Below are 21,740 nucleotides of genomic sequence, written 5' to 3' on the forward strand. Positions count from 1 at the left end.
CATGGCATCGAAAGCACAACGCACGCCAACCGGCCTGAAACTGGCCACCAATGGCTTTGTCATCATCTGGCTGATCCTGGCGGCCTTCCCGTTCCTCTGGACCCTGTGGGGGTCGTTCAAGGTCGAACTCGATTTCTTCTCGATCGCCGATTGGACCAACGCATTGACCGGCGAAAACACCGAAAACACCCATGGCAACGCCTTCACCGGCGCGGGGTATGAAGGCGCATGGGTGCAAGAGGAGTTCTGGCGCTCTGTGCTGAACACATTCATCGTGTGTTTCTTTGTGGTCTGCACGTCTTTGACCATTGGCACCTTGGGCGGTTATGCCCTGTCGCGCTCAGGTTTTCGCTACACGTTTTGGCTGTTGATCATTGCGCTGATCTTTCGGGCCATGCCTCCGATCACGCTGGTCGCCGGATACCTTCTACCGTTTTTTGAATGGAACCTTTGGGGCATTCTTCCAACGACGATCATCGTGCTGGTTGCGATCAATCAGCCTTTCACACTCTGGATGTTGCACAGCTTTTTTCAGAATATTCCCAAAGAGCTGGACGAAAGTGCCAAGGTCGATGGTTGCACCCAGTTTCAGGCGTTTCGCCACGTGATTGTGCCGGTGATGTGGCCCGGCGTGATCACGACGGGTCTGTTCAGTTTCCTGCTGGCTTATAACGACTTCGCGGTGACCTCGATGCTGCTGAGCGAAAGCAACCGCACCATGGTTCCGGCAATCGCGGCCTTCCTGGGCACGACGCAGACAGAGGGCAATGTGATGTTTGCGGTGGCGGCGGTTGTGTCGGCGACCGCACCGCTCTTCATCCTTGTGATGTTCTTCCAACGCCAGATTGTATCCGGCCTGACCGCGGGGGCGGTGAAAGGATGAAAGGCGCGCGACCAGAACAGGCGACGCTCAGCCGGGACACCGACATGTCCAAGACCGAGGCGACGCGCGCGGTGATCGAGGGCATGGTTGATGGCCTGAATGACCATCGCATCGATGATATCGGTGAGTTCTTTGCCGAGGGGTTTCGTTGGTTGGGCAACACAGGCTGCGGCACCAAGACCGGTTTGAAAGAGTTTCAGGAAAACTGGCAGCGTCCGTTTCAAGCGGCCTTCTCTGACAAGGTCTGCATCGATGAGGCGCGGCTTTACATGGGCGAATGGGCCGCGGCCTTTGGGCGCCAGGAGGCCACGCATAGTGGCGCGTTCCTCGGCATCCCCGCGACGGGGAAGCGCGTCGAGATCCGCTACATGGATTTCTGGAAAGTGGTGGACGGCAAGATCGTCGACAACTGGGTGAATGTCGATTTCGCCCATGTCGCCGCACAGTTGGGCGTGGACGTCTTTGGCGGCCATGGCTGGGAAGCATATGACCGGGGCGAGCGGCGGCCGCCGCACCCGAACCCTAAGGAAGATTAGATGGCCATCGAGTACCTCAAACGCAGCAAATCCGACGCCGAGAAAGCCGATGACAATGCCAAGGTCAGCGCGGTTGTCGCGGAGACCCTGGCCGATATCGAGGCGCGGGGCGACGCGGCGGTGCAGGAACTGGCGGTGAAGTTCGACAAATACGATCGGCCGTCCTATCGGCTCAGCACCGCGGAAATCGATGCACTGATTGCGAAGGTCAGCCCGCGGGACCTGGACGACATCCGCTTTGCACATGAGCAAGTGGTCAACTTCGCCAAAGCACAACGCGCCAGCATGACGGATATCGAGGTTGAGACCTTGCCGGGCGTCATTCTGGGCCACAAGAACATCCCGGTTCAGTCTGTGGGCTGCTATGTGCCGGGGGAAAGTTCCCGATGGTGGCCAGCGCTCATATGTCGGTGGCCACGGCCAAGGTTGCCGGTGTTCCCCGGATCATCGCCTGCACCCCGCCGTTCAATGGCGAGCCGAACCCGGCGGTCATCGCGGCGATGCATTTGGGTGGGGCCGACGAGATTTATGTCTTGGGTGGGATCCAGGCCGTGGGCGCCATGGCCATTGGAACAGAGTCGATCGAGCCGGTGCATCTTCTGGTTGGGCCTGGAAATGCTTTCGTGGCCGAAGCAAAGCGTCAGCTTTTTGGCCGTGTGGGGATCGATCTTTTTGCGGGCCCGACCGAAACCATGGTGATCGCTGACGACACCGTTGATGCCGAGATGTGCGCGACGGACCTTTTGGGGCAGGCGGAACATGGCTTCAACTCACCTGCCTGCCTAATCACCAATTCGCGCAAATTGGCCGAGGAAACCCTGGTCGAAATCGACCGAATCCTCGCCATCCTGCCCACCGCGCAGACGGCCTCGGCCAGTTGGCGCGATTTCGGCGATGTTGTGTTGTGCGATAGCCATGACGAGATGCTGCAGGCCGCCAATGACATGGCCTATGAGCATGTGCAGGTCATGACCGATCGCGATGATTGGTATCTTGAAAACATGCATTCTTATGGCGCGCTTTTCCTCGGGCCGCGCACGAATGTCGCGAATGGCGACAAGGTGATTGGCACAAACCACACGCTGCCGACGATGAAGGCAGGGCGCTATACCGGCGGCCTTTGGGTTGGGAAATACCTGAAAACGCACAGTTATCAGCGCGTCACAACCGATGAAGCCGCCGCGATGATTGGCGAATATGGCTCGCGGCTCTGCCTTCTGGAGGGGTTTGTGGGCCATGCGGAGCAGTGCAATCTGCGGGTGCGGCGCTATGGCGGTAAAAACATACCTTACGGGGCGGCGGCGGAATGACATCTGCCCATGCAGCCAACCAAGCAGCGCTCGGTCCGCTGCGCGTCGCCCAATATGATTGGGGTGCGGGTGGGCTACAGGCTGCTTTGGATGCGGTCATCGCCCCGGATGCGGTCATCCACTTATGTCACCCATTTGGCGACCTGATCGGGCCGGATGCGTTTTTCAATGATGCTCTGGCCGTACTGCACGCCGCATGGCCGGACGTCGAACGCCGCGACTGGATCGTTATGGCGGGCGATACCGCGGCGGGGGAGGCTTGGGTCGGCTGCGCGGGCCATTTTGTTGGAACCTTTGTGGCACCGTTGTTGGACATCCCGCCCACCGGCCATCTGACTCATATGCGGTTTCACGAGTTCTATCGGTTCGAGGATGGAAAGGTGGTGGAGGTTCAGGCGATCTGGGACTTGCCCGAAGTGATGATGCAAGCCGGGGCATGGCCGCTTGTGCCGTCATTGGGGCGGGAATTCTGCGTCCCCGGCCCGGCGTCTGACGATGGCCTGATACGGGCGGCGCGGGATGCGGCGCAGAGCCAAGCCAGTTGCGATCTGATCATCGAAATGCTGTCGCAGATGGTGCGCCATCCCAAGGACGGTGGCCCCGATGTGATGCAGCTGCCGCGGTTCTGGCATCCTGCGATGAACTGGTATGGCCCCGCCGGCATTGGGTCGGCGCGGGGCATTGCGGGATTTCGAACCTGGCATCAGGTTCCGTTCCTCAACGCGATGCCAGATCGTGGCCAGCACAAGGGCGCGGTGACCCATCATTTCTTTGGCGACAACAACTACGTGGCTGTGACAGGGTGGCCCAATATGGCACAGACACTCACCGCCGATGGTTGGTTGGGAATTGTCCCATCCGGCAAGAGGATTACCCTCCGTTCGCTAGATTTTTGGCGCATTGAGGGCCGAAAAATCCGCGAGAATTGGGTGCTTATTGACCTGCTGGACGTGTATCGCCAACTGGGTGTCGATGTGTTTGCCCGGCTGCGTGAATTTAACAAGGCGCGCGTGCCGGGTGTTGTCTCTTTTCCTTTGGGAGCGGCGTGATGGATCTTCCGCATACACCGTCTTTTCGTCTTGATGGCAAACGCGCCCTGGTTGCGGGGGCGTCCTCTGGCATCGGCCTCGCCTGCGCGGTGGCTCTGGGGGAAGCTGGGGCAGAGGTCACCGTTGCCGCGCGCCGCCAGGACGCGCTCGACGATCTGGTCGCCACTATGTCTGCGGCGGGGATGATGGCCCGCGCGCTTGTGCTGGATGTGTCGGACGTGTTGGCCACCCAATCCGCGGTGGCCGAACATGGCCCCTTCGACATTCTCGTCAACAGCGCCGGTTTCGCCCGGCACAGCCCGGCGGAGGAGACGACCGAAGAGGATTTCGACGTTGTCGCGGGGCTAAACGTCAAGGGCGCCTATTTCCTGACCCAAGCCGTGGCAAAGGGCCTTATCAAGGCGGGAAAGCCGGGGTCTCTGATGAATATCAGCAGCCAGATGGCCAAGGTCGGCGGGCCGGATCGCGCGGTTTATGCCGCCACCAAACACGCAGTCGAAGGGTTCACAAAATCCATGGCGATCGAATGGGGTCGCAAGGGCATTCGGGTCAATACGATCTGCCCGACCTTCATTGAAACGCCTTTGACCAAGCAGACGTTTGACAGGCCAGAACGCCGCGCCTGGATCGAAGAGAAGATCAAACTCGGGCGGATTGGCAAGGTCGAAGACATCATGGGCGCCGTCCAGTTCCTGGCCTCGGATGCGTCTGCGCTGATCACCGGAACGGCCCTGATCATTGATGGCGGGTGGACTGCGGAGTGATGAGTAAAACCAAGGTCACATCCTTTGAAGTCGCCGCCCGGGCCGGGGTCAGCCAATCGGCGGTCAGCCGGGTCTTTACCCCCGGGGCGTCGGCGTCGAAAAAGACCGTCGAAAAGGTCCGCAAGGCCGCTGATGAGCTGGGTTACCGCCCCAATGTCCTGGCCCGCGCCATGGTCTCGGGCAAAAGCCGGATCATCGGGCTTGTCGTCTCCTATCTGGATAATCAGTTTTATCCCGTCGCGCTTGAGGCCCTGTCGAATGCCTTACAGGCGCAGGGCTATCATATCTTGATTTTTACCGCGCCAAACTCCGTCGATGGGGTCGAGGCCGTTGTCCAAGACCTGATGGACTATCAAGTGGATGGCATTATCGCCGCATCGGTTTCGATGACCTCGGGTCTTGCGGATCGCGCGCGCGATGCGGGCATCCCGATTGTGTTGTTCAACCGGGGCCAGGAGGGTGATGGGTTTTCGTGTGTCACGTCGACCAATCATGCCGGCGGGCGCAAGGTTGCGGAATTCTTACTGGCGGGTGCGCATAAGCGGATTGCCCATATTGCTGGGTGGCAAGGCAGCTCGACCGGGCGCGATCGCCAAGCGGGCTTCGTAGAAACCCTGCAGCAGGCGGGAATGGAGCCCTTCGCGTTGATCGACGGGATGTACAAACGGCCCGTCGCGATGGAATGCGCGCGCCAGCTTATTCAGGGCGACACGATCCCCGACGCGATCTTCGTTGGCAATGATCACATGGCTTTTGCGGTGATGGACGCGCTGCGGGAGGCCGGGATCACGGTTGGGCAAGACATCTCGATTGTCGGATATGATGACGTCCCGCTTGCCGGGTGGGCGTCTTATGATCTGACGACAGTCAGGCAGCCGGTCAACCGGATGGTGGACAGCACGGTTGAGCTTCTGATGAGCCAGATGGCCAATGATGCGCCGGAGCCGGGTTGGATCGAAATTGATGGCGAGCTCATTTTGCGCAGCTCAGCCCGCATTCCCAAAGGATGGTCGTCATGAAGGGGTTTGACCCGAAATTCGCCAATTTCCCGGATTACATCATCGGCATCACCAAGGAGATTTGGGAAGATCGCGGCATCGCGACCCTGCATGACTACTATGCGCCAGACATTGTGGTGCGGATGCCGGGCGGGGTGTCGACGGGCAATCAGAACGTGATCGGCGCAACGATGGCGACCTTGGCGGAGTTTCCAGATCGAACGCTTTTGGGCGAGGATGTGATTTGGTCGGGCACGCCGGAAGAGGGGATGCTGTCGAGCCACCGCATCTTGTCGACGGCAACCCATTTGGGTGAGGGTGTCTATGGCAAGGCGACCGGTAAGCCCTTGGTTTATCGCATCATTGCCGATTGCCATGCGAAGAATAACGCGATTGATGACGAGTGGCTGATCCGGGATCAAAGCGCAATCCTGCGTCAGATGGGATGGGATCCGGTCGACTATACCCGCGATCTGATCGCACGTGAGGGGGGCCAGAGGCCTGCGCGCAGCCTCTAACGCCGGAAAACGATATTGCGGGGCCTTATACAGGGCGCGGGAACTCAGATGAATGGGGCCAGCGCTACGCTGATATTCTGACCCGGATCATGGGCGCCGATATGGCCGTGATCGAGGCCGAATATGACCGCGCAGTCGAAACCGCATATCCGGGCGGTGACATCGGGCATTCCTACGCATCGGTCGATCGGTTTTGGATGGGCCTGCGCGCCGCGTTTCCAGACGCGGTGTTTCAAATCCATCACCAGATCGGGCGCGACGACGCAAATATGCCGCCGCGCGCCGCCCTCCGATGGAGCCTGACCGGCACCCATTTCGGCCATGGCAGGTTTGGTACGCCCACAGGTGCCAAAGTGCATGTGATGGGCATGTCTCATGCCGAGTTTGGCGCGGTGATCCCGGGGCAGGTCAAGCTGCGCCGGGAATGGGCCTTGTTCGACGATACCGCGATTTGGAAGCAGATCCTGCTACAGACCGGGAATCTCTAAATGGGCTTTCTAGCACCTCATACGGATCGGCTCACCGGCCTAAGAGAGACGCAGGCCATGCGACGGTTCCATGCGTTCCGCCAAAGCTTGCGTGCGCGCCGTCTGAACCTGCGTCCGCCCGGGACATAAGAGAAGTCTAGCCATTCTCTTATGTTCCGAACGCATCAAAGGATTCTCAACATGACGACCGCCACAATTCAGGACCGTATTGTCCGCTACGGCGACCTCAAACCCTGCAAAACCGCCTTTATCGACGCGCATACGCCGGGCAGCGATCAGAAGGAAAACTTCACCATTATCGGCGGGGGCGTATCCGAATCCCCCGATCAGCATGTGCATATCCGCGAGACGCCGGGGTTCAACATTGGCGCGGCTGGTCAGCCGCCGAAATGCCGAAACTCCCTCCACAGCCACACAACCGCCGAAGTGTTCTTCGTTCTGAAGGGCCGCTGGCGGTTCTTCTGGGGCAGATGGGGCAATGCCGGGGAGTTCGTGGCCGAGGAAGGCGATATCTTCAACATTCCCACCGGTATCTTCCGCGGCTTCGAGAATATCGGCACGGATTACGGAATGATCATGGCCATCCTGGGCGGTGACGATGCCGGTGGCGGTGTAACCTGGGCCCCGCAAGTGATTGAAGATGCGAAAGAACACGGATTGATCCTGGGTGACAATGGCGTGCTCTACGACAGCAAAAGGGGCGAAACACTGCCACCAGATGTGCAGCCGATGCCGCTTCTGTCGGAGGATCAACTGAAAGCGTTCCCAGAAGTGCCGGTTGAGGCCGTGGTGCGGGACTATGTCGCTCGCTATTGGGATTTGATGGCGCTGGCCCCATGACAAGCCTGCGAAGGTGATCGGTGAAGACGCGCTGCTGAAAGATAAGCCCGGGTTTGAGGTGGATTTTCTGACGCGCGGATCGATCCCGACCGACAGGAATAGCCCCGAAAAACACACGGTTCTGATGCCGGTTCGCGGGTATTGGAAGCTGTGTTGGGACGGTGGCGAGACCGCGTTGAACCCGGGCGACACGGCGCTTCTGCTGCCGGGTGAGGCCCATAGTCTCGAACCTTCGATGACTGGTGAGGCCAGCTTGTATCGGGTCACTGCGACGGATGATCCGGCTGGCGCCACTTGGTCAGCGGCCTAAACAAACAGGAGAGCCCATATGACACAGATTTTGACGACCCATGTGGGCTCTTTGCCGCGGTCACAAGACGTGGTCGATTTCATCTTTGCCCGAGAACGCGGCGACGCTTTCGACCAAGCCGCGTTCGACAACTGCATGACAGCGGCAGTGTCCGAGACTGTACAGAAGCAAAAGGATGCAGGCGTTCAGATCGTCTCGGACGGCGAAACCTCGAAGATCAGCTATGCGACCTATGTCAAGGATCGCTATACCGGATTTGACGGGGACAGCCCGCGCAATGCACCGGCGGACCTGAAAAAATTCCCGACCTTTCTGAAACGGCTGGCCGCGGATGGCGGTACGCCAAAATATGCTCGCCCGATGTGTGTTGGAGAGGTGACATCCAAGGGCCAGGGGGAGTTGCAGAAGGACATTGCGAACCTCAAACGCGCCATGGCCGAACATGGGGTTTCACGCGGATTTATGAATGCTGCGTCGCCAGGTGTGATCTCTCTGTTTTTGCAGAACGATCACTATCCAACCCGCGACGCCTATCTCGCCGCACTGGCCGACGCGATGAAGGAAGAATACGAGACCATCGTTGCCAGCGGGCTCGACCTCCAGCTGGATTGTCCCGACCTCGCCTTGTCGCGGCACATGTTGTTCAACGATCTGAGCGATGACGAGTTCCTGAAAATCGCTGCGTCCCATATCGAAGCTTTGAACCACGCGCTGCAGGATGTGCCAGAGGAAAAGATCCGCATTCACATCTGTTGGGGCAATTATGAGGGGCCGCATGTCTGCGACATCCCGATGGCCAAGATGTTTGACACTTTGATGCGTGCCAAGGCCCGTTACGTGCTGTTTGAAACATCGAACCCGCGCCATGGCCATGAATGGGCTGTGTTTCGCGACCGCAAATCGGATATTCCCGACGACAAAGTGTTGGTGCCCGGTGTCGTCGACACCACCACCAATTTCGTTGAGCATCCCGCGCTTGTGGCCGAACGGCTTGAGCGGTTCGTGAACATCGTCGGGGCCGATCGGGTGATCGCTGGATCAGACTGCGGCTTCGGAACATTTGCCGGATTCGGGGCGGTCGACCCCGACATCGCCTATGCCAAATTGTCCGCATTGGCCGAGGGGGCCGCTTTGGTGCGGTGACAGCGAGTCCGGGGCTTTCTCGGGATCAGTGTGGTTTGCCGCGATCTTCTTCGGCGATGTGATCCTCGATTGTGCGCACGCGCCGGGTGTCTTCGGCATGCGGGTCGAAACCTTCGTTGACCACGGCCTCGACGCGGCAATCTTCGCACATTTCAAGGACCTTCAGGCGCCTATCGCCATCGTCGCCAACGAACATCCAGTGCGTGCTCAACTTCTCTTGAATCCGCGAGATCGCGCTCTGGGTCGCAAACGGCTTCCCGCAAGAGGTGCAGCAGAAGGCAGGCTCTTCATTCAAGATGCGCTTGGGGGTTTCCCACGCCTCGAAATCGACTTGCGGTACCAAGGAAATCGCGTCTTCTGGGCAGGTTTGTTCGCAGAGCCCGCACTGCACGCAGGCGGTTTCGGTGAAGCGCAACATTGGTGCTTCGGGATTATCCAATAGCGCATTGGCGGGGCAAGCGCCGGTGCAAGCCATACATAAGGTGCAGGCATCGGTATCAACGACGACCGTGCCGAAAGGCGCGCCTTTCGGAAGCGGCACCTTTGTCGCCGGGGTCGGCGCGGCTCGGTTCATCTCAGCAAAGGCCATGACCAGAAGCCCGCGCTTGTCCTCCGGCGGCAGGAAGCCTGCGGGCGCGTCGCGGCGTGGCGTGCGGGGCAGGGCGGCCAGTGCGGTTTCCAACTGGTCCGGGTCGTCGGTTTCGATCAGGGTGCACGGGCCGTGACCTGTCGCTTCGGCGACCTCGGACACCAGCGCCAGCCCGGCCTCCAGCCCTGCAAGATCATGCAAGGGGCGGGCCCGGCCCAGAAGCGCCACAGCCGCCGCACCATAGGCAAGCGCGGCGGCCATCACCTCGGGACCGACCTGGGAAATCTCGTTGATGGCAAAGGGGATCACATGCGCCGGCAGGCCGTTACCATAGCGGCCCGAGGCGTCGATCAGCGGCTCGCCATGATCGGCGTCGTGGAACAGCACGACCGGAGCCAGCGCGCCGCCTGCATCGTGCCAAGCCCGCAGCCCCGCTCGCAATTGGCGGGCCACCGTTGACACATCGGGCAGGGCGTAAGATGCCGCGCCCGTTGGGCAGGCTGCGGCGCATTGGCCGCATCCGGCGCAGATATTCGGATCGATCACCACGCTGTCGCCATCGGGCATGATTGCGCCGGTCGGGCAGAGCGACAGGCAGCGGGTGCAGCCGGTGATTTCATTGCGGGAATGGGCACAGAGATCGGTTGAAAAATCGATGAAGATCGGTTTGTCGAAGGTGCCGACCATTTGCGAGGTCGTGGTCACCAACCGGGCGACGGCGAGAGGGTCGCGCGGATCGGCGCGGTAATATCCGGGGCGAAGCGCGTCGGCGGCGAAGAGCGGCGTGTCACCGGTCAAGTCGATCACCAAATCCGTCCGTGACACCGCCCCGTCGCGTGCGGGCCCGAAGGTGAGCATGCGGCGGGACGAGGGTTCTGGCGCGGCATAATCATCAACGGTGAGGCTGAAGGCCCCCAAATGGCCCTCGGCCTTACGGATTGCGCCTTGTAGCACCGGGAAGCGGGTTTGGCGGGGCGGCGTCACGTCTGCGCCGGGTTTCAGAAGCACGGTGATATCAAGCGTCTCGGCCAGATCCTGTGCCACTTGCAACGCGACCTCATCACGGCCAAGCACCAGGGCGATGCCGCTGCTCTCCATTGTTGTATAAGAAAAGGCGGCCGGTTGCACCGCCGCCGCGGCCACCAGGGCCGCCATTTTTGGGCCGCTTTCTGCCGCCTCAGCGGTCCAGCCCGCGGTTTCACGGATATTGGCAAAGCTCAGATCGACACCGGGCGCTTCGGCCTCGGCAACCTCTTGAAATAGCGGCGCTTCTTGTGTGCACGTCACCGTCACCGGCCCGCCCAACGCGAGGGCCTCGCGGAACTTGTCGAGATTCGCGCGGCAGAGCTGATGCGCCGCCGGATCGCCACTGCAGCCGGCTTTTTCAAGCGCCGAACCATCCGGGGTCATCGTGCCTTCGCAGGTGCAGGTCAGAATCGTCCGAGTGCGATCGGCATGAACCATGAGACGTGTGCCTCCCTTTTTCTGTTGCTTGCGCGCGTCGCCAACCCTTGTTTGGGACAACACTTGCGCTTGCTGCATTTCCCGTTAGGACTCTCCTGAATTCTCAGCATATGCAAGGCAGGTTCTGTTTTGGACGCACTCGCCCAGCCGCGGCAACTCGTGTTGCCCCCTCCCTATACCGCCCATTGGCTGCCCGATGGCAGCCCGTTTGAAGATGCACAGCGCCGCGCCGCGGAGGAGGGCGCGGGTACGCTTGTCTGGCAACAGACCGCCGGTGGGAACGGCCCGGGGCGGTTGGATTTTGCTGTCGTGCTAGAGCCGGACATGCCTTTGGAGGACGCGCGCAAAGCCGTGTTGGTCGGCATGGTCGCCTTGGGTGATGCGGTGGCGGCCCATGCGCCGCCTGAGCGTGATGTGCGATTTATCTGGCCGACCGGCGTGATCCTTGATGCAGGGCTTTTGGGAGGCATGCGCCTGGCTGTCGCGCCCGGCGCGGAAGAGGGCACGCCGCCCGATTGGATGGTTTTGGGTGTCGAACTGATCGCGGACCGCGATCACCTTGACCAGGCGGGGGAGAATCCCGGCTCTGTTTCGCTGAAAGAGGAAGAGTTCACCGACCCTCCGGCGGTTGTTGAAAGCTTTGCCGCGCATCTGATGCTGAATTTCGATCGCTGGATTCATGCGGGTTTCGATACCATTGCGCCGCATTATGTCGGGCGGTTGACCGAGAAGGCCGCGATTAGCGACGCGGGGGAGCGGGTGCTGGACGCGACGGTGGAGTCGATCGAAAACGGCTTGGCGAAAGCAGATTGGCGCGGCGCGGACGGGCCAAAGCTGTGACGCGACTGCTGCGGACGATCCGGCTCGACCAATCTGACACGGTGGTTTTTGCCCAGGCAGCAGAGCCCGGGGAATGGGCGGTGCCGGGCACCTTCCTCTTCGCGGGGCGACCGCAAGAGAGCCTCAACCGCAAGGAACAGATTGCCTTCCGCTCCGGATTTCTGGGCGTGACAAGTTTCGGCTGGTCGACCCTTGCGGTTGTCAGCGAAACGCAAGGCGACGATCAGGATCAGGCGATATTGGCGCTGGCCCATCAGTTGGTGCACCATTTGGGCGCGCCCGATCTGGACGCCGCCTTGCCCGCCGCGCGGAGGAAATCGCGCTGGCCAGCGATCTGTGCCGCGGGCATGATGAGGGCACGCTGATCGCGCTGCACCGGCGGATCGATGAGACCGGCGCGATGCGCGAACAGTTCCGGTCCTTGAAGCCGCGCGAGGAAACGGCGTTTTCCGCAGGCTACTTGCAGGGTCATGACAAGGCGTTCCATTTCGTCGAGACCGAAGACGACGAAGAAGAGCCGGGGATGCAGATTGATCTGACCGCCTTCGGCCGCGAGGAGGGGGAGCGATGAGAGAGTTCTGGGTCGCATCGGGCCATCATCTAACCCAACGGGGCGCCGACAACCGCCTGCACGTGACCGATGCGCTGATCCTGGCCTGGCTGGCGCGGCCCGAAGTGGTGCCGCCCGAGGAGGCCTGCCCGGCGGAACTGGCGCTCTATGCAAAGCTCCAGGCCGCACCGCAGGCGACCGTGACGCAGGCTGAGATCGACGCTATGGAAGACGAGGACGCGCGCGAGAATTGGACCTTCCTGATCACGATGCGCGACCGGCTCTTGCAGGCGGGGAGCATCGAGGACGGCTATCTCGCGCTTTTGCGCGACGGCGTGCGCTTGCCGGTGCTCTTCTACAACCAACTGGTGCAACTCATCCTCCGCAACGCGCTGGACGGTTGCGAGGACACCCGCGTTTTGCGCGCCGCTGAACTCTTTTTCCGGCCACAACGCGCCCATGTGAATGATGACGCCTTGATGCTGGCCGATGATGAGTTGGTCGAAGAGATCGAAGCCGCCAAGGACAGCTCTCCGTTGACGGCGATGTTGGGCAGCGGTGTCGAAGAGCTGGATGTGTTGGGCGACGAGAATGGCTGGACCTATTGGAGCCGGTCGGACGCACATACGATGGTCTTGCCCTTCGGGTCCGACCCCAAGGCGCGCGCGGCGCTTGGCACGGTGATCGAACGCTTTGTGATGCATCTTCTGGGGCACGCCGTGGTCGTCACGCCCCTGCTCGATGTGCAGGATGTCGATCTGCGGTGGTTCGTCGGGCTGGATCCGGTGGGAACGGATATCGGCAATGCGCTCTGGGATGGGGCGGTGCCGAAGGGCAAGCTTGTGGGGATTTTCGCGCTCAATTTCGTGTCTGAAGAGGCGCTGTTGCCAGCGGCGGTCGGGCATCCGGTCTATGTTTTGCTTGGGATGGGCGATGACAATGTGATCCGCTGCAAGCCGCAGAACCTTGCGATGGGCCTGCCGCTGGCCCCCGTGTCGCAGCGCGCGGCCAAAGCATCGGGGAATGTGTAATGCCGCAGGAGGTTTTACGCCTTGGCGTTGTCGCCGCGTCGCACCCGCCGGTCACCCGTTGGTCAGAGCGGGTCTTGCGCCCAGTTGCGGTGATGACTGATCTGCCAGGGTTGGACGCGGGCGTATTGATGAGTGATCGCGACGGGGTTCAGACCGTGTATTTGGGCGATCATGGACTCGTGCTACATTCGGGTGAGACCCGGCACTATATCGACAACCTGACCGCCAAACAGCCGTCTGTCTGGGTCGCGCTGGACGAAGGGCGGGTCTCGGTTGTGACGGTTGACCCTTATGAGGGTGAGGCGCTGGCCAGCGATCCAGAGCGGGTTGTCGAAGCGGTGCCGATGCCGCCGGTGCTGGGCGGGCGGCTTGATGCGTTCATCCAAGCGCATCACGTGGAAGAGGTGTTTTACAAGCGTAAGCGGGTGCCAGCGACATCTGCAGATGATCCCCGCGCGCCGCGAATCCTGCAACCGGATGCCAAATGGGTCCAGAGCCGGGGCCGGTCTGGGCGCGGGCCGGGTAGAAAGGGCTAAGTCAATGGCCGAGGACGAGAAGCGTCGCGATGAAGAAGGTTTCCTGACCGCTTGGTCGCGCCGTAAGCGCGCGGCGGCACGGGCAGAAGCCGCCACCGCGACCGAGGCGGAGGAGGCTGCTGCCGAAGCCGAGGCCGTCGCGGATGTGGAGCCAGGCCCGCTCCCGGATGATGAGCCGGAGCTTGACGCCGACGAACTCGCCGCCCTGCCATCCCTCGATGAGATCAGCGCCAAGACCGATCTTCAGCCCTTCATGAAGCGCGGCGTCCCGGAAGCGTTGCGCAAAGCCGCGATGCGCAAGGTCTGGCTCAGCAACAGTCTGATCCGAGACCATGACGATCCCGCCGTCGATTACGCCTGGGATTGGAATGCACCCGAAGGTGTGCCGGGCGCCGGTGGTGTGTTGAACAAAGATGGGGTCTCCAAAATGGTTGATGATCTGATCAACCGTGATCGCCCGAAAGTCGACGCCGAAGACAAGGAGGGCGATAACGCGGAGGTGGCTGAAACCACCTCAGATACCGATGACGCAGCAATGTCGGATGGCGTGCCCACGGATGAGCAGATCGCAGCCCAATCGGATGCCCCATCTCCCCTGCCGACCGAGTCCGTGCGCCGGGCTGGGCACCCCGCGCCACGTCAGGAATCGAGGGAGACTCGCGTGGATGAATCGTCATCGGACGGGGTGCCGTCGGGGTCGGTGGAGGAGGCCGCGCCGCGCCGACACGGTAGTGCGGTGCCTGAATAATTCGTCCGAGTTCGCACAAAAGTCCGCATTTGATAGGTTTTTATAGGCCAAACTCATAGGTCTTCGCATTTCTTAATTTTTCCGTCGCATCCCCAAATCAAATTGCCTAACGTAATCCTGTTGTGAGGCGTGGCATTTGTCGGATTCCCTGAACGGCCGACTGGCGCTTTAGTTGCAGATGAAGTAATTAGTATAAAAGAACCCATCTTTGGAGCGGGAGGCTTCGTTGACTGGCGTAAGCAAGGGTGAAACCAAGCTAGCGATCGATAATCAGAGCGAACAAAGGGCCCAGCACTGGGGTTTGTTGGCGTGTGTTCTTGTTGCTCCGCCATCGGCGGACATGCTTTCCGCTGTCGCAAGTCTGACGGGTGATGACACCGCCTTGGGTCAAGCTTACCAACGGTTGGCCAGCGCGGCTGAGAGTGCCGATGCAGCCGCGGTTGAGCGCGAGTTTTTCGAGCTTTTTGTGGGTGTCGGCCGGGGCGAGCTTCTGCCCTACGCCTCCTTCTATCTGACCGGGTTTCTGAACGAACGGCCGCTCGCCGATCTACGCCGTGATCTGGCGGTGATGGGCATTGAACGCGCCAAGGATCGTCACGAGCCCGAAGATCACATCGCAAGTCTGTCTGAGATCATGGCGGGTTTGGCCTCGGGTGAATTCAGCGCCGATGCGCTTGGCTGTGGCGCGGCTGGCGAGGCCGGGTTCTTCGCCCGGCATTTGGAGCCTTGGGCGCCGCAGTTTTTTGACGATCTCGCCGTTGCACCAAGTGCGGATTTCTTCCGCCATGTCGCAGAGATCGGCAGTCTGTTCACCGATATCGAAATCCGTGCCTTCGAACTGGCGCGCAAGCAGGACGGGACCGCTTCGGCGGTGACCGCCCATTAACGTAACAAACGCAATCTTCGGCGGGCGCATCTTCGCAGCGCCCGCTCATAAGGGAGGTCTCAATGGTCGAGAAGAAGGCGAAACCTGAAGGAATAAGCCGCCGAGGCTTTGTTGGTGCAATGGCTGGTGTATCCGTCGGCGCCGTTGCGGCCGGTTCGGCCCGCCCGGCCTTTGCTGAGGAGGTTGGAGATGAGCGCACCAAGCAGCGCTATCAGGAAAGCGACCATGTGCTCGCCTTCTACCGCACCAACCGCTACTATGAGGGACGCTGAACATGCTGGTCAAACGTAGATCCGCCACCGCGGCCCGCCCGGGCCTTCAATCCTTTGCTCAATCCGTGGCTGCACGCCCTGTCGACCGCCGGTCCTTCCTGCGGGGCTCGGGCCTGGCCGTCGGTGGCTTGGCCGCCGTCAGCGCCATCGGTGCTGGCACGATGCGCCGCGCCGAAGCTGGCCCGACCGATTTCAGCCAGCCGATTGAGGTTCGCACCAACATCTGTACGCACTGTTCGGTGGGCTGTACGGTGAAGGCCGAAGTCCAAGAGGGCGTTTGGGTCGGTCAGGAACCCGCCTGGAAAAGCCCGATCAACCGCGGCACCCACTGCGCCAAAGGCGCGTCGGTGCGTGAGCTGGTCCATGGGGATCGCCGCTTGAAATACCCGATGAAGAAAGAGAACGGCGAATGGGTCCGGATATCTTGGGAGCAGGCGATCGACGAGGTCGGTGAGAAGATGCTGGAAGTGCGCGAGCGCAGCGGCGCCGATGCCGCCTATCTGCTTGGCTCGGCCAAGTTCTCCAACGAAGGCGCTTATCTTTTCCGCAAATTCGCGGCCTTCTGGGGCACTAACAATGTCGACCACCAGGCGCGGATCTGTCACTCGACCACGGTTGCAGGTGTTGCAAACACCTGGGGCTATGGCGCGATGACGAACTCCTACAACGACATTCGCAACTCCAAGACCATCGTCTTCATGGGCTCGAACGCGGCGGAAGCGCACCCCGTTTCGCTGCAGCACATCCTGACCGGTAAGGAAACCAACCGCGCCAATGTGATCGTGCTCGACCCACGCTTCACACGGACTGCGGCCCACGCCACCGACTATATCCGCATGCGTCCCGGCACCGATATCGCTGTGATCTGGGGCATCATGTGGCACATCTTCGAGAACGGCTGGGAAGATACCGAGTTCATCGACCAGCGTGTCTGGGGGATGGAGCAGATTCGCGAAGCCGTACAGGCCTATCCGCCGGAAGAGGTGGAGCGCATTACCGGCATCCCGGGTGCGACGCTGGAACGTGTGGCGCAGACCTTTGCGACGCAGCGCCCCTCGACCTTCATCTGGTGCATGGGCGGCACGCAGCACACCGTGGGCACCGCCAACGTGCGGACCTATTGCAACCTGCTGCTGGCCACCGGCAATGTTGGCAACATGGGCAATGGCGCGAACATCTTCCGCGGTCACTGCAACGTGCAGGGTGCCACGGATTTCGGCCTCGATATCGGGTCGCTGCCTTGCTACTACGGCCTGTCCGAAGGCGGTTGGCGGCACTGGTCCCGCGTCTGGGATGTGCCGTATGAGTCGCTCCGGGCTCGGTTCGACGCCGTGCCGGCCAAAGGTGGTCGCGATGCACGGACGGCGCAGGAGAACATGAGCGTCCCGGGCATTCCATCGACCCGATGGTTCGATGCGGCAACGCTGGATTCCGAAGAAGTCGATCAGCGTGACAATGTCAAAGCGATGATCGTGTTCGGCCATGGCGGTAACACGGTGCCCAGGATGGGTGCCTCGAAAGTGGGGATGGACGCGCTTGACCTGCTGGTCGTGGCCGACCCGCACCCGACGACGTTTGCCGCGCTGCATGACCGGACCGACAACACCTACCTGCTGCCGATTTCGACCCAGTTCGAATGTGATGGCAGCCGGACGGCCTCGAACCGCTCGGTTCAATGGGGTGAGAAAGTTGTCGAGCCAATCTTCGAAAGCGACAATGACTATGCCGTGATCTATCGCCTGGCCGAACGCCTCGGTTTTGCCGATGAGATGTTCAAGAACTACGAGATGGTTCAGGGCAAGTTCTCGATGGAACCGACGGCGGAATCGATCCTTGAAGAGATTAACCGCGGTGGCTGGTCGACCGGTTATACCGGTCAGTCGCCAGAGCGCCTGAAGGCGCATATGGCGAACCAGGATCAGTTCGACCTGGTCACACTGCGCGCCTTTGACGATGCGCCGGAAGAGATTTCGGGCGACTATTACGGCCTTCCCTGGCCCTGCTGGGGCACGCCTGAGATGCGCCATCCCGGAACGCATATCCTCTACAACCCGAATATTCCGGTTGCAGAAGGTGGCGGCGGCTTCCGTCCGCGCTTTGGTCTCGAACGCGACGGTCAGACGCTCCTGGCTGAGGGCAGCTACCCGCCTGGATCGGATATCGAGGATGGCTATCCGCAGTTCACCTATGGCGTGCTGCAAAGCCTCGGCTGGGATAGTGAGTTGACCCCGGACGAGTTGGCGACGATCCAACGCATCGGTGGCAATGATCCCGAACGGATGGCCTCGGTCAGTTGGTCGCTCGACCTTTCTGGCGGTATCCAGCGTGTCGCGATCGCCCATGGCTGTGTGCCCTTCGGCAACGGCAAGGCCCGCGCTGTGGCGTGGAACTTGCCCGACCCGATCCCGGTCCACCGCGAGCCGATCTACAGCCCGCGCCCCGACTTGGTCGCGGACTATCCAACCCGCGACGACGGACGTCAGTTCCGCGTGCCGAATATCGGCCACACGATCCAGGCGTCTGCCGTGGATCGCGACGTCGCCAGCGACTTCCCCATCGTGCTCACCTCGGGCCGACTTGTGGAGTACGAAGGTGGCGGCGAAGAAACCCGCTCCAACCCGTGGTTGGCCGAGCTGCAGCAGGACATGTTCGTCGAGGTCAACCCGGCGGATGCGGAAAGCCGTGGCATCGTTGATGGCGGTTGGGTCTGGGTTAAAGGCCCGGAGATGGACAGCCGCGCCCGCGTCAAAGCGCTCGTCACTGAGCGTGTGGCCCCGGGTGTTGCCTTCATGCCGTTCCACTTCGCAGGCTGGTTCCAGGGCGAAGATCAGCGCGCCAAATACCCCGAAGGCACCGACCCGGTGGTTCTGGGTGAAAGCGTCAACACTGTCACCACCTACGGCTACGACCCGGTGACTGGTATGCACGAAGGCAAAGTGACCCTTTGCCAGATCGAGACCGCGTAAGAGAGGAATAGAACAATGCCAAGAATGAAGTTTCTTTGCGACGCGGACCGCTGCATCGAATGCAACGCCTGTGTCACCGCGTGTAAAAACGAGCACGAGGTGCCTTGGGGCATCAACCGGCGCCGCGTGGTTACCATCAACGATGGTCTGCCGGGCGAACGCTCGGTCTCGATGGCCTGTATGCACTGCACCGACGCGCCTTGCGCGGCGGTGTGCCCGGTGGATTGCTTCTACACCACGGATGATGCCGTGGTGCTGCACTCCAAGGACACTTGCATCGGCTGCGGCTATTGCTTCTACGCCTGCCCATTTGGTGCGCCGCAATATCCGCGGGTCGGCAATTTCGGTACGCGCGGCAAGATGGACAAATGCACCTATTGTGCGGGTGGTCCAGAAGCCGACATGACCGAAGCGGAATACGTCAAATACGGCGCAAACCGTCTTGCGGAAGGCAAACTGCCGCTCTGCGCTGAGATGTGTTCCACCAAGGCGCTTCTGGCCGGTGATGGCGACATCATCGCCGACATCTATCGCGAACGTGTCGTGACGCGAGGGTATGGCTCCGGTGCCTGGGGCTGGCGCAGCGCCTATGGCGAAACCGTATCTGTCTAAGGGGGTAGACATATGACCATTCATACCAAGATGGCCCGCCTTGTTGCGGTCCTGGCTCTCGGGCTCTTTGCCCTGTTTGCGCAGCCGCAGGCGGCGCAGGCGCAGGACATCGTGAACCCGACGGCGCAGTCGGTGACCGAAGACGCGCTTCTCGGAGCGCTCAGCGGTGATGCGCAGGTGCAAGGCCGGGTCACGATCCCGGATGATTTGTCGTCTGGGTTGATCAAGCCGGGCAACCGGAACTGGGCGGATACCCATGGCGGTCCAGTGCGCACCACGACCTTGATTGCCGTCGTGGGGATGCTCGCTGTGCTGGTGGCGTTCTACCTGATCCGGGGTAAGATCCGGATCGATTCCGGTCCGTCGAGTGAGCGCATTTTGCGTTTCACCTCGATGGAACGTTTTGCCCATTGGCTGATGGCCGTGTCGTTCATCGTGCTGGCGATCACCGGTCTGAACCTGGTGTTCGGGCGGGCAGTAATCCTGCCGCTCTTTGGCGAAGGCGTGTTTGGCACGCTATCGGCCTGGGGCAAGGTCGCCCATAACTATATGGGCTTTGCCTTCATGCTCGGCCTGCTTCTGTCCTTCCTTTATTGGGTTGTGCACAACATCCCCGACAAGGTTGACCTTAAATGGCTCAGCCAAGGCGGTGGTCTTTTTGTGAAAGGCGTTCACCCGCCGGCCAAGAAGTTCAACGCTGGTCAGAAGGGCATCTTCTGGTCCGTGACCATCGGTGGCGCGGCGCTGTCCTTTACCGGCGTGATGCTGCTCTTCCCCGAGATGGCAGGTGGTGAAGCCGGCTGGCAACTCTATCAGGTGATCCACGGCATCGTCGCCGCTGTCCTGACCGCGATTGTCATCGCGCATATCTATATCGGTTCTGTCGGTATGGAGGGTGCTTACGATGCGATGGGGTCCGGCGAGGTTGATCTCAACTGGGCGAAAGAACACCATTCCCTCTGGGTGGATGAGGTTCAAGGCAAGCAATCCCAAGACGGTGGCGAAGCGGGGTCACGCCCCGCCACGCAGCCTGCTGAGTGACTGATCCCGCCATGGCCGGGGCGCATCGATGCCTCGGCCATGGCACCAAAGCAGACCGTGCCTTCCTGCTTTTGCGAGATGCAAAGAAATGACCTCCATGATGGATGATGCCGACCTGCTTGCCGCCGCCCGCGAGGCGCTAGACGGGCTGATCTTGCCGGACGGGATCCCGCTTCTGGAGGCGAAAACCGTGTCTGGGCCGGTCTTGTCCGGCGGGCGGATGTCTCTCGCCATCTCGATCAAAGAGGCAGAGGCCGCCGCCTATTCCGATATTCGCGCCAAGGCCGAAGCGGCCCTGCGCGCCGCGCCCGGCGGCGATGGTGCCATCGTGGTGTTGACCGCTGAGAAAGCCGCCGCGCCCGCCCCGCCAAATCTTGGAAAGGCCAAAACACCCGCCGCGAAACCGCCCGTGCTGTCCGGCGTCCGTCACGTGATCGCTGTGGCCTCGGGCAAAGGCGGGGTGGGGAAGTCGACGACCTCGGTCAATCTGGCCCTGGGCCTGCGCGCCTTGGGTCTGAAGGTTGGCATTCTCGATGCTGATATTCACGGCCCGTCCTTGCCGACGCTCCTGGCCCTCCATGGTCGACCACGGCTTGGCAAAGACCGCCGCCTGCGCCCGATGCAGGCGTACGGCCTTGAGGCCATGTCGATGGGGCTGATGGTCGACGAAGAAACCGCGATGGTCTGGCGCGGCCCTATGGTCATGTCGGCGATCACGCAGATGCTGTCGGATGTCGATTGGGGCGAGCTAGATATCTTGGTCATCGACATGCCGCCGGGCACCGGCGATGCACAACTCGCGATTGCGCAAGGCACGGACCTCGCTGGCGCCGTGATCGTTTCGACCCCGCAAGACCTCGCCCTGATCGACGCCCGCCGTGGGATCGCCATGTTCCGCAAGGTTGATGTCCCGATCCTGGGCGTTGTCGAAAACATGGCGCATTTCGTCTGCCCCGATTGCGGCAGCCAGCACGCGCTGTTCGGTAGCGGTGGCGCGGAGGCTGAAGCGGCGCGTCTCAACGTGCCCTATCTGGGCGCCATACCGTTGACCATGGACCTGCGCACCGCCTCGGATAGTGGTCAGCCGATTGTTGCGCGGGATCCGGATGGCCCGCTTGGTATGGTATATACAGATATGGCCCGAACACTTTGGAGCACGCTTGATGCGGCTCCGCACTCACAACAGAAAACTCTACAAGGAGTATGAACCATGAAAGCTTTCATCGCCTCACTCGTCATCGGGGTCTTCATTGCCGGCGGAGCCTCCTTTGTTCTGAACGGTAATTTTCAAGTTGATGCGCATACGGCCTTCACCACCGAAGGGGCACGGGTCGGCAATCCCGGCGACAATTTGATCAACTACTGA

The 21,740-nt window shown here is 61.1% G+C and carries 19 protein-coding genes and 4 pseudogenes; 22 read left to right on the forward strand and 1 reads right to left on the reverse strand.

Features of this window, described 5'->3' with window-relative positions; translation table 11 throughout:
• Nucleotide 1 precedes the first annotated feature (1 nt).
• The 9 genes and pseudogenes from QTA57_RS10725 (at nt 2) to QTA57_RS10765 (ending at nt 8,839) form a co-directional block, all read left to right on the forward strand.
• Entirely contained in the window at nt 2–883 is an 882-nt protein-coding gene (locus tag QTA57_RS10725) for a carbohydrate ABC transporter permease (protein WP_145216878.1), read from the forward strand.
• Nucleotides 880–1,419 (forward strand): ester cyclase, encoded by a 540-nt coding sequence (locus tag QTA57_RS10730; RefSeq protein WP_171562020.1) that lies wholly within the window; start codon nt 880–882, stop codon nt 1,417–1,419. The genes QTA57_RS10725 and QTA57_RS10730 overlap by 4 nt, the downstream gene beginning before the upstream one ends.
• Nucleotides 1,420–2,729: pseudogene (gene hisD, locus QTA57_RS10735) on the forward strand (histidinol dehydrogenase).
• The gene (locus tag QTA57_RS10740) at nt 2,726–3,778 is read left to right on the forward strand and encodes an ester cyclase (protein ID WP_290151418.1); all 1,053 of its coding nucleotides are present in this window, start codon (nt 2,726–2,728) and stop codon (nt 3,776–3,778) included. Before hisD ends, QTA57_RS10740 begins: the two are co-directional and overlap by 4 nt.
• Entirely contained in the window at nt 3,778–4,542 is a 765-nt protein-coding gene (locus tag QTA57_RS10745) for an SDR family NAD(P)-dependent oxidoreductase (RefSeq protein WP_290151420.1), read from the forward strand. The genes QTA57_RS10740 and QTA57_RS10745 overlap by 1 nt, the downstream gene beginning before the upstream one ends.
• Nucleotides 4,542–5,561 carry a LacI family DNA-binding transcriptional regulator gene (locus QTA57_RS10750; protein WP_290151421.1) on the forward strand — a complete coding sequence of 340 codons (1,020 nt, stop codon included), beginning with the start codon at nt 4,542–4,544 and terminating at the stop codon, nt 5,559–5,561. The genes QTA57_RS10745 and QTA57_RS10750 overlap by 1 nt, the downstream gene beginning before the upstream one ends.
• A pseudogene (locus QTA57_RS10755) lies at nt 5,558–6,546 on the forward strand (ester cyclase). Before QTA57_RS10750 ends, QTA57_RS10755 begins: the two are co-directional and overlap by 4 nt.
• A 180-nt stretch (nt 6,547–6,726) precedes the next feature.
• Nucleotides 6,727–7,696: pseudogene (locus tag QTA57_RS10760) on the forward strand (cupin domain-containing protein).
• Between the two features lie 18 nt (nt 7,697–7,714).
• Complete coding sequence (locus QTA57_RS10765; protein WP_290151422.1) at nt 7,715–8,839, forward strand: cobalamin-independent methionine synthase II family protein; 1,125 nt, start codon at nt 7,715–7,717, stop codon at nt 8,837–8,839.
• A 25-nt stretch (nt 8,840–8,864) separates the two neighbouring features.
• Here QTA57_RS10765 and QTA57_RS10770 read toward each other — a convergent pair whose 3' ends face one another.
• Nucleotides 8,865–10,892, reverse strand: a complete 2,028-nt coding sequence (locus QTA57_RS10770) for a 4Fe-4S binding protein (RefSeq protein WP_290151423.1) — start codon at nt 10,890–10,892, stop codon at nt 8,865–8,867.
• A 159-nt stretch (nt 10,893–11,051) separates the two neighbouring features.
• On the opposite strand from QTA57_RS10770, the gene QTA57_RS10775 reads away from it, so the two are divergent.
• From QTA57_RS10775 to QTA57_RS10835, 13 genes and pseudogenes are all read left to right on the forward strand, one after another.
• Entirely contained in the window at nt 11,052–11,732 is a 681-nt protein-coding gene (locus QTA57_RS10775) for a biotin/lipoate--protein ligase family protein (protein WP_290151426.1), read from the forward strand.
• Between the two features lie 41 nt (nt 11,733–11,773).
• Nucleotides 11,774–12,114: pseudogene (locus QTA57_RS10780) on the forward strand (DUF6505 family protein); the annotation flags it as partial.
• A gap of 18 nt (nt 12,115–12,132) precedes the next feature.
• Nucleotides 12,133–12,303, forward strand: a complete 171-nt coding sequence (locus QTA57_RS10785; RefSeq protein ID WP_290155017.1) for a hypothetical protein — start codon at nt 12,133–12,135, stop codon at nt 12,301–12,303.
• Nucleotides 12,300–13,313 (forward strand): DUF6352 family protein, encoded by a 1,014-nt coding sequence (locus QTA57_RS10790; protein ID WP_290151427.1) that lies wholly within the window; start codon nt 12,300–12,302, stop codon nt 13,311–13,313. Before QTA57_RS10785 ends, QTA57_RS10790 begins: the two co-directional genes overlap by 4 nt.
• Nucleotides 13,313–13,849, forward strand: a complete 537-nt coding sequence (locus tag QTA57_RS10795; RefSeq protein WP_290151428.1) for a DUF3305 domain-containing protein — start codon at nt 13,313–13,315, stop codon at nt 13,847–13,849. Before QTA57_RS10790 ends, QTA57_RS10795 begins: the two co-directional genes overlap by 1 nt.
• 4 nt (nt 13,850–13,853) lie before the next feature.
• Nucleotides 13,854–14,597, forward strand: coding sequence for a DUF3306 domain-containing protein (locus QTA57_RS10800; protein ID WP_290151429.1), 744 nt, complete (start codon nt 13,854–13,856; stop codon nt 14,595–14,597).
• 340 nt (nt 14,598–14,937) lie between these two features.
• Nucleotides 14,938–15,483, forward strand: a complete 546-nt coding sequence (locus tag QTA57_RS10805; RefSeq protein ID WP_290151430.1) for a TorD/DmsD family molecular chaperone — start codon at nt 14,938–14,940, stop codon at nt 15,481–15,483.
• Nucleotides 15,484–15,545: 62 nt separating this feature from the next.
• Complete coding sequence (locus tag QTA57_RS10810; protein WP_145216927.1) at nt 15,546–15,755, forward strand: hypothetical protein; 210 nt, start codon at nt 15,546–15,548, stop codon at nt 15,753–15,755.
• 2 nt (nt 15,756–15,757) lie between these two features.
• Nucleotides 15,758–18,721 carry a formate dehydrogenase subunit alpha gene (locus QTA57_RS10815; protein ID WP_290151431.1) on the forward strand — a complete coding sequence of 988 codons (2,964 nt, stop codon included), beginning with the start codon at nt 15,758–15,760 and terminating at the stop codon, nt 18,719–18,721.
• Nucleotides 18,722–18,736: 15 nt separating this feature from the next.
• Nucleotides 18,737–19,333, forward strand: coding sequence for a formate dehydrogenase FDH3 subunit beta (gene fdh3B / locus QTA57_RS10820; RefSeq protein WP_145216933.1), 597 nt, complete (start codon nt 18,737–18,739; stop codon nt 19,331–19,333).
• A gap of 12 nt (nt 19,334–19,345) precedes the next feature.
• Complete coding sequence (locus tag QTA57_RS10825; protein ID WP_290151432.1) at nt 19,346–20,374, forward strand: formate dehydrogenase subunit gamma; 1,029 nt, start codon at nt 19,346–19,348, stop codon at nt 20,372–20,374.
• A gap of 100 nt (nt 20,375–20,474) precedes the next feature.
• Nucleotides 20,475–21,581, forward strand: a complete 1,107-nt coding sequence (locus tag QTA57_RS10830) for an Mrp/NBP35 family ATP-binding protein (protein ID WP_290151433.1) — start codon at nt 20,475–20,477, stop codon at nt 21,579–21,581.
• Between the two features lie 3 nt (nt 21,582–21,584).
• Nucleotides 21,585–21,740 carry a hypothetical protein gene (locus QTA57_RS10835; protein ID WP_171561985.1) on the forward strand — a complete coding sequence of 52 codons (156 nt, stop codon included), beginning with the start codon at nt 21,585–21,587 and terminating at the stop codon, nt 21,738–21,740.

The organism is Fontisubflavum oceani, from assembly GCF_030407165.1.
GTDB lineage: Bacteria > Pseudomonadota > Alphaproteobacteria > Rhodobacterales > Rhodobacteraceae > Rhodophyticola > Rhodophyticola oceani.

Excerpts from the sequence above, each read along its gene's own strand:
- QTA57_RS10785 (WP_290155017.1), top strand. The coding sequence starts at position 12,133 with ATGCGCGAACAGTTCCGGTCCTTGAAGCCGCGCGAGGAAACGGCGTTT.
- QTA57_RS10800 (WP_290151429.1), top strand. The coding sequence starts at position 13,854 with ATGGCCGAGGACGAGAAGCGTCGCGATGAAGAAGGTTTCCTGACCGCT.
- QTA57_RS10815 (WP_290151431.1), top strand. The coding sequence starts at position 15,758 with ATGCTGGTCAAACGTAGATCCGCCACCGCGGCCCGCCCGGGCCTTCAA.
- QTA57_RS10745 (WP_290151420.1), top strand. The coding sequence starts at position 3,778 with ATGGATCTTCCGCATACACCGTCTTTTCGTCTTGATGGCAAACGCGCC.
- QTA57_RS10740 (WP_290151418.1), top strand. The coding sequence starts at position 2,726 with ATGACATCTGCCCATGCAGCCAACCAAGCAGCGCTCGGTCCGCTGCGC.
- fdh3B (WP_145216933.1), top strand. The coding sequence starts at position 18,737 with ATGCCAAGAATGAAGTTTCTTTGCGACGCGGACCGCTGCATCGAATGC.
- QTA57_RS10770 (WP_290151423.1), bottom strand. The coding sequence starts at position 10,892 with ATGGTTCATGCCGATCGCACTCGGACGATTCTGACCTGCACCTGCGAA.
- QTA57_RS10825 (WP_290151432.1), top strand. The coding sequence starts at position 19,346 with ATGACCATTCATACCAAGATGGCCCGCCTTGTTGCGGTCCTGGCTCTC.
- QTA57_RS10730 (WP_171562020.1), top strand. The coding sequence starts at position 880 with ATGAAAGGCGCGCGACCAGAACAGGCGACGCTCAGCCGGGACACCGAC.
- QTA57_RS10790 (WP_290151427.1), top strand. The coding sequence starts at position 12,300 with ATGAGAGAGTTCTGGGTCGCATCGGGCCATCATCTAACCCAACGGGGC.
- QTA57_RS10830 (WP_290151433.1), top strand. The coding sequence starts at position 20,475 with ATGGATGATGCCGACCTGCTTGCCGCCGCCCGCGAGGCGCTAGACGGG.
- QTA57_RS10750 (WP_290151421.1), top strand. The coding sequence starts at position 4,542 with ATGAGTAAAACCAAGGTCACATCCTTTGAAGTCGCCGCCCGGGCCGGG.
- QTA57_RS10805 (WP_290151430.1), top strand. The coding sequence starts at position 14,938 with ATGCTTTCCGCTGTCGCAAGTCTGACGGGTGATGACACCGCCTTGGGT.
- QTA57_RS10835 (WP_171561985.1), top strand. The coding sequence starts at position 21,585 with ATGAAAGCTTTCATCGCCTCACTCGTCATCGGGGTCTTCATTGCCGGC.
- QTA57_RS10725 (WP_145216878.1), top strand. The coding sequence starts at position 2 with ATGGCATCGAAAGCACAACGCACGCCAACCGGCCTGAAACTGGCCACC.
- QTA57_RS10765 (WP_290151422.1), top strand. The coding sequence starts at position 7,715 with ATGACACAGATTTTGACGACCCATGTGGGCTCTTTGCCGCGGTCACAA.
- QTA57_RS10810 (WP_145216927.1), top strand. The coding sequence starts at position 15,546 with ATGGTCGAGAAGAAGGCGAAACCTGAAGGAATAAGCCGCCGAGGCTTT.
- QTA57_RS10795 (WP_290151428.1), top strand. The coding sequence starts at position 13,313 with ATGCCGCAGGAGGTTTTACGCCTTGGCGTTGTCGCCGCGTCGCACCCG.